General features: G+C 65.7%; 10 protein-coding genes. 5 read left to right on the forward strand and 5 right to left on the reverse strand.

Going from position 1 to position 12,071, the window contains the following annotated elements; all coding sequences use genetic code 11:
- Positions 1-83 precede the first annotated feature (83 nt).
- Positions 84-743: an EF-hand domain-containing protein gene (locus EOD43_RS01785; RefSeq protein WP_127740520.1), complete on the forward strand. Its 660-nt coding sequence runs from the start codon at positions 84-86 to the stop codon at positions 741-743.
- Positions 744-841: 98 nt separating this feature from the next.
- Here EOD43_RS01785 and EOD43_RS01790 read toward each other — a convergent pair whose 3' ends face one another.
- Positions 842-1,462, reverse strand: coding sequence for a TetR/AcrR family transcriptional regulator (locus EOD43_RS01790; RefSeq protein WP_127740523.1), 621 nt, complete (start codon positions 1,460-1,462; stop codon positions 842-844).
- Positions 1,463-1,535: 73 nt separating this feature from the next.
- Here EOD43_RS01790 and bdcA point away from each other — a divergent pair, with 73 nt between their 5' ends.
- Positions 1,536-2,249 carry an SDR family oxidoreductase gene (bdcA, locus tag EOD43_RS01795; protein WP_127740525.1) on the forward strand — a complete coding sequence of 238 codons (714 nt, stop codon included), beginning with the start codon at positions 1,536-1,538 and terminating at the stop codon, positions 2,247-2,249.
- Positions 2,250-2,348: 99 nt separating this feature from the next.
- Here bdcA and EOD43_RS01800 read toward each other — a convergent pair whose 3' ends face one another.
- Positions 2,349-3,572: an SAM-dependent methyltransferase gene (locus EOD43_RS01800; RefSeq protein ID WP_127740527.1), complete on the reverse strand. Its 1,224-nt coding sequence runs from the start codon at positions 3,570-3,572 to the stop codon at positions 2,349-2,351.
- A gap of 168 nt (positions 3,573-3,740) precedes the next feature.
- Between EOD43_RS01800 and EOD43_RS01805 the strand changes: the two genes are divergently transcribed.
- Positions 3,741-4,289 carry a hypothetical protein gene (locus EOD43_RS01805; RefSeq protein ID WP_127740529.1) on the forward strand — a complete coding sequence of 183 codons (549 nt, stop codon included), beginning with the start codon at positions 3,741-3,743 and terminating at the stop codon, positions 4,287-4,289.
- Between the two features lie 110 nt (positions 4,290-4,399).
- On the opposite strand, the gene rlmN is transcribed toward EOD43_RS01805, so the two are convergent.
- Positions 4,400-5,608: a dual-specificity RNA methyltransferase RlmN gene (gene rlmN / locus EOD43_RS01810; protein WP_127740531.1), complete on the reverse strand. Its 1,209-nt coding sequence runs from the start codon at positions 5,606-5,608 to the stop codon at positions 4,400-4,402.
- Between the two features lie 131 nt (positions 5,609-5,739).
- Between rlmN and EOD43_RS01815 the strand changes: the two genes are divergently transcribed.
- A complete protein-coding gene (locus tag EOD43_RS01815) occupies positions 5,740-9,099 on the forward strand; it encodes a trifunctional glycoside hydrolase family 18/polysaccharide deacetylase/glycosyltransferase family 2 protein (protein WP_127744576.1) in 3,360 nt (1,119 codons plus the stop codon).
- A 109-nt stretch (positions 9,100-9,208) separates the two neighbouring features.
- Here the strand turns inward: EOD43_RS01815 and EOD43_RS01820 are convergent, their stop codons facing one another.
- Positions 9,209-10,801 (reverse strand): M28 family metallopeptidase, encoded by a 1,593-nt coding sequence (locus tag EOD43_RS01820; RefSeq protein WP_127740533.1) that lies wholly within the window; start codon positions 10,799-10,801, stop codon positions 9,209-9,211.
- 59 nt (positions 10,802-10,860) lie between these two features.
- On the reverse strand, positions 10,861-11,373 hold the full coding sequence (locus EOD43_RS01825) for a hypothetical protein (RefSeq protein WP_127744577.1): 513 nt from the start codon (positions 11,371-11,373) through the stop codon (positions 10,861-10,863).
- Between the two features lie 124 nt (positions 11,374-11,497).
- Here EOD43_RS01825 and EOD43_RS01830 point away from each other — a divergent pair, with 124 nt between their 5' ends.
- A complete protein-coding gene (locus tag EOD43_RS01830) occupies positions 11,498-12,067 on the forward strand; it encodes an outer membrane protein (RefSeq protein WP_127740535.1) in 570 nt (189 codons plus the stop codon).
- The last annotated feature ends 4 nt before the right edge of the window (positions 12,068-12,071 follow it).

Consider the following 12,071-nt stretch of genomic DNA (forward strand, 5'->3'; position numbering starts at 1 on the left):
ATCACGCCTTAGACCGGAACATGAGATCGGATCGGGGCACCCCTCCCAATCGTTCCGATCGGCATGATTGAGAGGATTTGCAGATGAAGACGTTCACCAAGCTGATGATCGGCGGCGCGCTGGCCGCGACGATTTCGGTCGGTGCGGTTGCGGTCGCGCAGGATGCGCCGCCCCCGCCGGGCGGCCACCGCATGATGAAGATGCCCGAAACCCGCACGGAAGTGCAGACGATGGTCGCGGAGCACTTCAAGATGATCGACGCGAACAAGGACGGCTTCGTCACGCGCGACGAAATGGCCGCCGGCCGCGAAAAGATGCGCACCGAGATGAAGGCGAAGTTCGAAGCGCGCCGTGCCGAGCATCGCGCGGACATGTTCGCGAAGCTCGACGCCAATAAGGATGGCAGCATCTCGAAGGCCGAGTTCACCACGCCGCCGGCGAAGCCTGAAGGCCGTGACGGTCGTGACGGGATGCGCGGCCCCGGCGGGCATGGCCCGGACGGCAAGATGCATGGCGGTCGCTTCGGTCGCGGCGGTCATGGTGGCGGCATGTTCGGCGAACGCTGGTTCGCGAAGGCCGATGCGAACAAGGACAATAAGGTCAGCCTCGCCGAAGCGCAGGCCGCCCCGCTGGCCCGGTTCGACCAGGCCGATACGAACAAGGACGGCAAGCTGAGCGACGCTGAAAAGCAGGCCGCGCGTCAGGCGATGCGTGGCGGCTGGAAGGGCCGCGGCGAACGCTGATCGCTTTCGTCATTCCCGCGAAGGCGGGAACCCATTCGGTCTCTTCGCGAGAGAAGGCTTTGGATAGGCCCCCGCCTGCGCGGGGGTGACGTGAGAGATCAAAGCACCCGAACCCTCGGGCCATCGCTCGCCCGCGTCTCCTCCCGGAAGGCGCGGGCGAAGGCTTTGGCGGAGAGCATCAGTTCGGCCTCGCTCGCGCCGTCGCGGGCGGAGGCGGACAGGCCGTTGAGCGCGGTGATCACGATCGCGGCGAGGCCGTCGGCCTTGTCGGGATGTTCGCGCGCGAATCGGGCGCGCAGCATGTCGCGCGACGCGGCCTTGTGGCGCGCGATCATCGCCAGCGCCTCGGCATCGCTGCTGTTGCGCACGCCATCGATCACCAGACAGCCGGCAATCCCGTCCTTCGTCGCATAACGGCGCGCGGCCTCGGTCAGCAGCCGATCGACCGCGTCGGCACTGTCGCCCGGCCCTTCCAGCGCCTCGGGCACGAAGCGGCCATAGCCCGCCGTATAGCTGTCGAGTACCTGCGCGAAGAGCGCCACCTTGCTGCCGAACGCATTGTAGAAACTGGGCGGGGTGATCCCCAGCGCCTTTCCGATATCGGCCACGCCGACCCCGTCATAGCCGCGTTGCTGAAACAGCGTCTGTGCGGTTTCCACCGCCGCTTCCGCATCGAAGGAGCGGGGGCGTCCGCGCGTTCCGGCTTTTTTTGTAGTCATCGCTATAAATCTCTTGCAACCGTCACATGTGACTTATATAGCGATCACTATAGAAATTGAAAGGAACTTCGAAATGACCACCAAAGCTTCCCAGAAAGTCCTCGTCCTTGGCGGCAGCCGCGGCATCGGCGCCGCGATCGTCCGCCGCTTCGCCGCCGATGGTGCGCAGGTCGTCTTCACCTACGCCGGATCGGCCGACGCAGCGCAGGCGCTGGCCACCGAAACCGGCAGCACCGCGACCCGCATCGACAGCGCCGATATCGCCGCGCTGACCAAGGCGGTCGCCGATCAGGGGCCGATCGATGTGCTGATCGTCAATGCCGGCAAGCTGGCGCTGGGCGATCCGCTGACGCTCGATCCCAAGGCGGTCGACGAGATGATCGACGTCAATGTGAAGGCGCCGTACTTCGCCGCGGTCGAAGCCGCACGGACGATGCCCGACAATGGCCGCATCCTCGTGATCGGATCGACCAATGGCGATCGCATCCCCTTTGCGGGCGGGGCGGCCTATGCGCTGACCAAGTCGGCAATGCAGGGCATGGTGCGCGGCCTGGCGCGCGATTTCGGCGCGCGCGGCATCACCGTCAATTCGATCCAACCCGGCCCGGTCGATACCGACATGAACCCGGCCGATGGCCCGATGTCCGATTATATGCACAGCTTCATGGCGATCCCGCGCCACGTCCATGCGTCGGAAATCGCCGATTATGCGGCGTTCCTGGCCAGCCCCTCGGCGGCGATGATCACCGGGTCGATGCAGACGATCGACGGCGGGTTCGGGGCTTAATTCTACCGTCATCCCGGCGGAGGCCGGGATCTCAGCGAGCATCTAGGCGCGAGTTTGTCGCGTGAGCCTCCTGAGATCCCGGCCTCCGCCGGGATGACGTTATCTGGGAAGCCACTTCTCCGTCTCCGCCATATAATCCCGCGTGATCGGCAGGGTGGCGCGGTCGCGGATATATTGGATCTGATAGTTGCACAGATTGCCGTGGAAGAAGGCCGCGCGCGCGCCGGACAGATAGAAGGTCCACATCCGGTAGAAACGCTCGTCATAGAGCGCGATGATCGCGTCCTTCGCGGCCACGGTGCGATCATACCAGTGATCGAGCGTGTGGCCGTAATGCATGCGCAGCATTTCGACATCCGACGCCATCAGCTTGGCGACCTGGCTCGCCGCCACGATTTCCGACAGCGCGGGATTATAGCCGCCGGGGAAGATATATTTGAGCGTGAAGGCGTCGGTTTTGCCCGGCACGCCCAGACGCCCGATCGTGTGGAGCAGCATCACGCCGTCGGTGGCGAGCAGATCGCGGCACTTGAGGAAGAATTCCTCATAATGCGGCACGCCGACATGTTCGAACATGCCGACCGATACGATCCGGTCGAACGTGCCCGTCAGGTTGCGATAGTCGATCAGTTCGAACTTCACGCGATCGGCGACGCCGGCCTCCTCGGCGCGGCGGCGGGCGACCTTGAGCTGTTCTTCGGACAGGGTGATGCCCAGCACGTCGACGTCGGCGACGCGGTTCAGATAGAGCGCCATCCCGCCCCAGCCGCAGCCGATGTCGAGCACCTTCTGCCCCGGCTTCAGATAGAGTTTGGCGGCGATATGCGCCTTCTTGTCGGCCTGCGCCGTATCGATGTCGTTCGCGGGATCGGTGAAATAGGCGCAGCTATATTGCCGGTCGCGATCAAGGAAGAGATCGTAGAGCCGATCGTTCAGATCATAGTGATGCGCGACATTGTTCTTCGATCGCACCAGATTGTTGATGCGCTTGCTGCCCGCGATGATGTTCTTAGCGTGGTGCATGAAGGTGCCGCGCAGCGTGATGCGCCCTTCCTCCCATTTGCCATTGGCGCGGACCAGATCGACCAGATCGCGAATGTCGCCCTGCTCGATCTCCAACCGGCCGTCCATATAGGCTTCGGCGGCGTGGAGATGCGGGTTGCGGCCGATAAAAGCGGGCACGCCTTTGTCGAGGAAACGGATCGTGACGGGCTTCAGCGAAGGATCGCCGTCGCCCATCGTATAGGTCTTGCCGTCGGCGGTGTGGATCGTGATGCGGCCGCGCTTGAACAGGTGGCCGGCGAATTTTTCGAACAAGGACATCGGTGAGGCTTACTCCCTGATCTGGCTAGATAAACGCCGGAAACGCCACGCTGGCAAGACCCGCCGCCAGATAGGTTACGCAATCGGTGGCGTAGCCATCCTATGCGCGGGGCGACGGCCATGCCATTCCAGATACGGTCTGAATGGGGGATGACGATGCATAAGCGAATGATCGCGATTGTTCTGCTGGCGATATCGGGCGTGATAAACGCCGCGCCGCCGACGCCGGGCACCTATATGCTCGAAGGCGGAAGCTATACGATCAGCGTCGAAATGGCGGGCGCGAACCTGCTGGTGCATGAGCCCAATCGCGATTCGACCTACACGCCGCAGAGCGACGGCAGCTACCATACCTATAGCGAGAAGACGGGTTCGACCTATGGCATGCGCGCGGTCGACGACCGCACGATCGAGGCGTTCAAGCCCGGCACCGGCGGCGCGCCGACCCGCCTTGTCCTGATGAACCGCGCGACGCCGACGGGCGAGGCGGTGGCCAATGCCGACAGCGAAAAGTGGGAGAAGATCGCCAACGATTATATGGCGAAGACGCAGAGCGACCCGGCGAACGTCCAGAGCTGGGCCGCGTGCGGCGCGGTGGCGATGAAGCGCGCGGCATCGTCCAAGGCGGATGCCGATGCTTATGCGAGCCAGATGGCAGGGATGCTCCGGCAGATGGATTCGACGACGTCGCCGTGCCCGGAGGTTTTCACCTTTTAACTTCCTCCGCTCGTGTCGAGCGAAGTCGAGACACGTTGGCTGGGCGCGTGTGAACGTATCTCGACTGCGCTCGATACGAACGGAGTGGGGAGAGGCAGTCGGGCTGGGGTTTAACCCAGCGCCGCCTGCTTCTCGGCCGCGAGGCGGTCGAGTTCGGCGCGGCTCTTCTTTTCCGCCGCCGACTTGAGCTGGCCGCACGCCGCCATGATGTCGCGGCCTCGCGGGGTGCGGACGGGGGCGGAGATGCCGGCCTTGAAGATGATGTCGGAGAAGCGGGCGATCCGGTCCGCGTCCGAACATTCGTAATCGGTGCCGGGCCACGGGTTGAACGGGATCAGGTTCACCTTGGCCGGCAGCTTATACTTGCGGATCAGGCGGACGAGTTCGCGCGCATCGTCGTCGCTGTCATTCTTGTTGCGGATCATCACATATTCGAAGGTGATGCGGCGCGCATTGTTCGCGCCCGGATAGTCCGCGCATGCCTGCAGCAGCTCCTCGATTCCGTATTTGCGGTTCAAGGGCACGAGTTCGTCGCGGACGTCCTTGGTCACGGCATGGAGCGAGACGGCGAGGTTCACGCCGATCTCTTCGCCCGCGCGCGCCATCGTGGGGACGACGCCCGACGTGGAGAGGGTGATGCGGCGCTTGGACAAAGCGAGGCCGTCGCCGTCCATCGTGATCTTCAGCGCATCGCGGACATTGTCGAAATTGTAGAGCGGCTCGCCCATGCCCATCAGCACGATGTTGGTGAGCATGCGGCCTTCGGGCTGCGACGGCCATTCGCCCAGCGAATCGCGCGCGAGCATCACCTGCCCGACGATCTCGCCGGGGGTGAGGTTGCGCACCAGCTTCATCGTGCCGGTGTGGCAGAAACGGCAGTTGAGCGTGCATCCTACCTGCGACGAGACGCAGAGGGTGCCGCGATCGGCGTCGGGGATGAACACCATTTCGTAGTCATGGCCGTCATCGGTCTTGAGCAGCCACTTGCGGGTGCCGTCTTCGGAAACCTGCGCGACGACGATTTCGGGGCGCGACACCGCGAACCGATTGGCGAGCCACAGGCGCATGTCCTTGGCGATGTCGGTCATCAACGCGAAATCGGTGACGCCGCGATTGTAGATCCAGTGCCACAGCTGCTTGGCGCGCAGCTTGGCCTGCTTGGGCTCGAGCTGCGCGGTTTCCAGCGCCATGCGCAGATCGTCGCGCGACAGGCCGATCAGGTCGATCCGGCCGTCCTGGCGCATGGGAAGCGCACGGGGCACGGGGACAGGATCGATCGGACCGGGGATCGACATATTCGCAGGCATCGGGTGATTCATCGCCGCCACATAGTGGAAAGCGGCGCATTTTTCCACAGGCGCGCCTTCGCCCATCGTCGAACCGCCGCGTAAAAGCTTCGTTATCCATTTCTCTTTACTTCGCGGGCCGATCAACAGCGGTGGCGGCGACCTTGAATCTCCAGATTTTTCACGATCCGAGTGGCCGTCGCGCGCGCCGGGTGCGGTTAACGCTTTGGGCGCTGGGCCTTGCGCTGGCAGCCGCCGTCGCCTTCCTTGCCATCGCGGTGCTGGCCGCCGAACGCCATGTCGCGCCGGCACTTCGGCCCGTGGATGCGACGCGGGCGAAGGCGGTGGCGTCGGAGATGCCGGCGGATATCGAGCGGGGGGCGTGGGCGCCCGCGAATGTTGCCGCAGAGACGCGCGGCGAGCGAATCGGTTTCTATGTGCCGTGGGACGAAGCGGGGCGGCGGACGCTGGCGGCGCATGCCGAATCGCTCGATTGGGTCGCGGCGGGGCTGGCGCGGGTGCACGGACGCGACAATCGCTGGACCTATGAGCCGGACGCGAAGCTGCACGCCTTGCTCGACGGACGGGCGAAGGCGCCGCGGCTGATGCTGATGGTGCAGAATATCGGTGATGACGGCCAGTGGGACGGGCGCGGCACCGCCGGGCTGGTGGCCGATGCCGCTGCTCGTGCGCGGTTCATCGGGCAGGTCGAGGCCGCACTGATCGCCGAGAAGGCGGGCGGGGTCATGCTTGATCTGGAGGATCTGCCTGCGTCGGCGCATGACGGCTATCGCACGCTGCTGGCCGAGATGAAGGCGCGGTTCGCGACGCGCGGCTGGCGTGTCGATATCGCGGTGCCCGCCGACGACGCGGCGTGGGATCTCGCGGCTTATGCGCCGCTCGCCGATCATCTGGTGCTGATGGCCTATGACGAACATTGGCCCGAGGGCGAGGCGGGGCCGATCGCGTCGCAGCCCTGGTTCGCGCGCGTCACCGCCGAGGCGATCAAGGCGGCGGGGCCGGCCAAGCTGATCGTGGGCCTTGGCAATTATGCCTATGACTGGGACGGCAAGGGGCCGGCCAGGCCGCTGACCGTCGAGGCGGCGTGGAAGAAGGCGGCCGAGGCGAAGGCGCTGCCGCAATTCGATGCGGCCACCGGCAACACCCATTTCGCTTATGTCGAGAACGGCGTGCGCCATCAGGTGTGGTTGCTCGACGCGGTCGCCAGCTGGAACGAGCTGGAGGTCGCGCGCCGTGCGGGCGTGGCCGGTGTCGCTTTGTGGCGGCTGGGCAGCGAGGATCCGGGTTTCTGGGCGGCGCTCGATACGCCTGAGGGGCAGGTGCCCAACCTCAGCCATCTGCCGATCGAACATCAAAAGGTCGCGCTCGACGGGCAGGGGGAGGTGCTGCGCCTCGCGAGCTTCGCGACGCCGGGCACCCGCGTCGCCGAACCGGCGGCCGACGGGCTGATCCGCGACGCGCATTATCACAGCCTGCCGACGACCAATGTGGTCGAACGCGCGGGGCATAAGCGTCGTCAGGTCGCGCTCACCTTCGACGACGGCCCCGACCCGCGCTGGACCCCGGCGATCCTCGATATATTGAAGCGCCACCGCGCGACCGCGACCTTCTTCGTGACCGGATCGAACGCGATGGGCGAACCCGATCTGCTGCGCCGGATCGTCGACGAAGGTTCCGAACTGGGCAACCATTCGACGACGCATCCCGATCTCGATCGCCTGCCCGAAAGCGCGATCCGGCTGGAGATCAATACGACCCAGCGGATCGTCGAAAGCCATACCGGCCGATCGATGCGCCTGTTCCGCGCGCCCTATCTGGGGGACGCCGATCCCGATCGGCCCGACGAACTGCACGCGGCGAAGGTCGCGGCGGAGATGGGCTATCTGTCGGTCGGCCTGAACGTCGATCCGCTCGACTGGGCGGGGACCGACGCCGACGCGATCGTCCGCCGCACGATCACGCAGGTCGAATCGGGCCATGCGGGCAAATCGACCCAGATCGTCCTGCTCCACGATTCGGGTGGTGATCGCCGCGCGACGATCGCGGCGCTGCCCCGGATCATCAAAGGTCTGCGCGCGCGTGGCTATGATCTCGTCACCGTCTCGACGCTGGCGGGCATCTCGCGCGACGCGGCGATGCCGCCATTGGTCGACGGGCATAAGGCGGCGGCGGGCGGGGCGAGCGCGCTGTTCGTCGGCATGTCCAATGGCTGGAAGGCGCTGGGCGGCCTCTTTCTCGTCGCGATCCTGCTCGGCATCGCCCGATCGGTGACGCTGACCGCGTTGGCGGTGCGTGCAGCGAAGCGCGAGGTGGCGCCAAATCCCGCGCCGCATCTGGTGCCCAGCTTCGTCTCGGTGCTGATCCCGGCATATAATGAGGAGCGCGTGATCGAGGCGTCGGTGCGCCGCATTCTGGCGAGCAACGGCCCGCGCATCGAAGTGATCGTGATCGACGATGGATCGAAGGATGCGACCTCGGCGATCGTCTCGCGCGCCTTCGGGTTCGATCCGCGCGTGACGCTGCTGACGCTGGAAAATGGCGGGAAGGCGCGCGCGCTCAATCAGGCGCTGCGCATCGCGAAGGGCGATGTGGTCGTGGCACTCGATGCCGATACCCAGTTCGAGCCGGATACGATCGCCAAGCTCACCCGCTGGTTCGCCGATCCGGCGATCGGTGCGGTCGCGGGCAATGCCAAGATCGGCAATGCGACCAACCTCGTGACCCGCTGGCAGTCGGTCGAATATGTGACCGCGCAGAATCTGGAGCGGCGGGCTTTGTCCGCGCTCAATGCGATCACGGTCGTGCCCGGCGCGGTCGGCGCGTGGCGGCGCACCGCGCTGGACGAGGTGGGCGGCTATCCCGACGATACGCTGGCCGAGGATCAGGATCTGACGATCGCGATCCAGCGCGCCGGCTGGCGCGTGGCGTGCGATGTCGATGCGATTGCGTGGACCGAGGCGCCCGACAGCTTCGGCGCCCTCTTCAAGCAGCGCCGCCGCTGGGCGTTCGGGACGCTGCAATGTTTGTGGAAGCATCGCGCGGCGATGGTCGATGGCACGCCGCATGGTCTCGCCCGCTACGGCATGCCGCAGGCGTGGCTGTTCCAGATCGGCTTCGGGCTGGTTTCGCCCTTCATCGACATCGCCCTGATCGCGAGCCTGATCGATACCGGGCTGCGCGTCGCCAATCACGGCTTCGGCGCGATGCAGGCGGATCTTGCGACGATGGCGGGCTTCTGGCTGGCCTTTGCGGCGATCGATCTCGCCTGCGGCTGGATCGCCTATCGCCTCGACGCGCGCGAGACGCGCTTCCCGGCGCTGCGCCTGCTGGCGATGCGCTTCGGCTATCGCCAATTGCTCTACGCGGTCGTGGTGCGCGCGGTCTTCTCGGCGCTGGCGGGGGCGGCGCTGCGCTGGGGCAAGCTCGAACGCTCGGGCGAGATGACCGCGATCGTCGCACCCGGCGTCGAGATGGACGAGGAGCCGCTGCCGCTGGCGGCGTGATCAATTCCTTTTTCGTCACCCCGGGCTTGACCCGGGGTCCCGCTTTTAGCCGACGTTCGAAGAAGAAGCGGGACCCCGGGTCAAGCCCGGGGTGACGTAAGGATGGGGGTTATTTCGCGAAGCGCTTGAAGTAGCTGTCGGCGTTCCAGCTGGGCTTGGCCGGATCGTCGGCGACGTTGCGGGCGAGGGCGATGACGTAATCGGTGAACTTGACGCCTTCGGCCTTCATCGCCGGCTGATCCAGGTCATCCTGCGGCGAATGGTAGATGTTAGCGCGCCAGTCGGCCTCGATCTTCTCCTCGGGCGTGCCCAGCTTGAAGCCATATTTCAGGAACAGCGAGGGCACGCCCTTGCGGATGAAGCTGTACTGATCCGATCGGATGAAGACGTTGCGGTCGGGCTTGGGATCGGGGAGGACGGGCAGGCCGAGCGAGGCGGCGACGGCCTTCGCATTTTCGCCCAGCGAGCTTTCCTCATAGCCGATCGGCGTCACGCTGCTGAACGCGAAGATCGGCAGCGGCATATCGAGGTTGATGTCGGCGACCAGCGATGCGGCGGGCACGGTGGGCCGCGCGGCGAAGTGCCGCGATCCGAGCAGGCCTTTTTCTTCGCCCGTGACGATCACGAACAGGATCGAGCGGCGCGGGCGCTTCTTGAAGGCGGTCAGTGCCTTGGCGGTTTCGATCAGGGTGGAAACGCCCACCGCATTGTCGAACGCGCCATTATAGATGGTGTCGCCCTTGATCGGTGCGCCGACGCCGAGGCCATCGAGATGCGCGGAGAGCACCACATTCTGCGCCGACAGGACCGGATCCGATCCGGGCAGGCGCGCGACGATGTTCTTGGCGTGGACGGGGCGTGACGTGCTGACGATCGTGGCCGCGAGCCGCTGGGGCAGAGCGAAGGTCGGCAGCGGCTTCGACGCATCGGCGAGCGCGGAGAGCGCGGCGAAGTCCTGCGACGCACCGACGAACAATTTTGGCGCGGCATCGGGGCCGACGAAGGCGTTGAGGAAGGGCGCGGGAATCTCGCGCAGATCCGTGTCGGACGGATACATGAAGGGCTGGCCGGAGAGCGCGACCTGCCGATCCCACTTGATCTCGGTCTGTTTCGGCGTGGTGAGCGCGATCAGGCCGATCGCGCCGCGTTCGGCGAGGATCGCAGCGCGGCGCGAGCGCGCATCGGATTTCAGCGCGCCCGAAATCTCCGCCGGGCCGCCCGACAGGACGACGACGATCTTGCCCTTAAGGTCGAGGCCCGCAAAATCGTCATGCCCCGCCTCGGGGATCGACAGGCCATAGCCCGCGAAGACGAGCGGCGCGTCGACCTTCGGCGGCATCGGCGCGCTGCCGCGGAAATAGAGGTCGGTCGGGGTGGCGAGCGGGGTCGGGCCGGCGGGGCCGATCAACACCGCCTTGCTCGCCGCCTGATCGAAACGCTGCTCGGTCAGCTCGACCGGCTGGAACCAGCCGTCGCTACCCGCCGGGATCAGGCGTAGCCGGGTGAACTGGCTCACGACATAATCGGCGGCGCGATCATAGCCCGCGGAGCCGGTGAGCCGCCCTTCATTCTTGTCCGACGCGATCGTCGCGATGTGGCCCCACCACGCATCGATCCGCTGGGCGGTCGGTTCGGGGATGGCGGCGGTGGAGGCGGTTCCCAGCATCAGCAGCGAAAGGATGGTCGGGCGAAGGCTGGGCATCGATGCTCCGGGAAGGTGAGGTGAGGAAGGAGGATGCTGCACTGCTATGCAGCTTGGCGTCAACGCCGGGCGCAGCCGATCGCGGCGGCGTCGATCGCGCTGGCGACTCCTTTCAGGAGATAGCCGTCGGAGCGATCCTTGCCCTTCTTCGATACCCAGGCGACGCGCATCGACGTGCCGCTGCGCATCGCGGCGACGATCGCGGCGTCGGCGCGCGCGTCGGGCGCCCAGGCGTCGACGCGGCCGGCGACCAAGGGAAAGCGCGTCTCACCGACGAAGAGGGCGATCGGGCTGCGCGGCGCGCGCTCCTCGCGCAGGCGGAAGTGGACCTGGTTGCGAATGTTGCGTTCGGGCCAGTGCGCGACGCTGGCAAAGGGGCGCCATTCGCCCGACCGGCGCGTCTCCGGGATGGCGATCGCATAGCAATGGCGGGGCTTGGGATCGCGAAATGCGCCCCAATCGCCAAAAATTCCTATCGGCTGGCGCCCCGGCGGTGCGGCCGCCAACAGTAACAAAAGTGCAATAGTCCCCAGAAAACGGGGGCCAAAACTGTCAAGTCGCGATTTTGTCATCGTGGTAAAAATGCAACGATTCCATCTGTTTATCTGGCGTTCATGCAACACGGCGCGATCGGGTCCATTTGAGCGCCGTTCCCCAGTTTGAAGTTCGGGGACGGAATGAACGGAGTTTATACAAATGCGTAGCATCATTGTCGCCGCCCTGCTCGCCGGCACCATCGCAGCCCCCGCCTTCGCGCAGGACAGCGCCCCCTTCACCGGCGCGCGCGTCGAAGGCCTCGTGGGTTGGGACCGCGTCCAGAACAACGGGCATGACGATGGCGTCAACTATGGCGTCGCCGCCGGCTACGACTTCCAGACGGGCATGGGTGTCGTCGGCATCGAAGGCGAAGTCGGCGATTCGAGCGTGAAGCAGTGCGTCGGCGCGACCACGGTCGCCGATCCGCGCCTGTGCGCCAAGGCCGGCCGTGATCTGTACATCGGCGGCCGCGTCGGCACCGTCGTTGGCGGCAAGGCGCTGCTCTATGCGAAGGCCGGCTATGCCAACAGCCGCGCGAAGCTGACCGGCGACGACGGCACCGGCCAGATCACGCTGGACAAGACCAACCTCGACGGCGTGCGCGTCGGCGCGGGCGTGGAATATGCGCTCAGCCAGAACGCCTATGTGAAGTCGGAATATCGCTACACCAACTATCAGGACGGCTTCAGCCGCCACCAGGTTGTGGGCGGTTTCGGCTTCCGCTTCTGATGAG

Origin of the sequence: Sphingomonas crocodyli (genome assembly GCF_004005865.1) — a bacterium.
Lineage (GTDB): Bacteria > Pseudomonadota > Alphaproteobacteria > Sphingomonadales > Sphingomonadaceae > Rhizorhabdus > Rhizorhabdus crocodyli.

Coding starts and splice junctions, on each gene's coding strand:
- bdcA (WP_127740525.1), top strand. CDS start 1,536: ATGACCACCAAAGCTTCCCAGAAAGTCCTCGTCCTTGGCGGCAGCCGC.
- EOD43_RS01790 (WP_127740523.1), bottom strand. CDS start 1,462: ATGACTACAAAAAAAGCCGGAACGCGCGGACGCCCCCGCTCCTTCGAT.
- EOD43_RS01785 (WP_127740520.1), top strand. CDS start 84: ATGAAGACGTTCACCAAGCTGATGATCGGCGGCGCGCTGGCCGCGACG.
- EOD43_RS01805 (WP_127740529.1), top strand. CDS start 3,741: ATGATCGCGATTGTTCTGCTGGCGATATCGGGCGTGATAAACGCCGCG.
- rlmN (WP_127740531.1), bottom strand. CDS start 5,608: ATGAATCACCCGATGCCTGCGAATATGTCGATCCCCGGTCCGATCGAT.
- EOD43_RS01800 (WP_127740527.1), bottom strand. CDS start 3,572: ATGTCCTTGTTCGAAAAATTCGCCGGCCACCTGTTCAAGCGCGGCCGC.
- EOD43_RS01825 (WP_127744577.1), bottom strand. CDS start 11,373: ATGACAAAATCGCGACTTGACAGTTTTGGCCCCCGTTTTCTGGGGACT.
- EOD43_RS01820 (WP_127740533.1), bottom strand. CDS start 10,801: ATGCCCAGCCTTCGCCCGACCATCCTTTCGCTGCTGATGCTGGGAACC.
- EOD43_RS01830 (WP_127740535.1), top strand. CDS start 11,498: ATGCGTAGCATCATTGTCGCCGCCCTGCTCGCCGGCACCATCGCAGCC.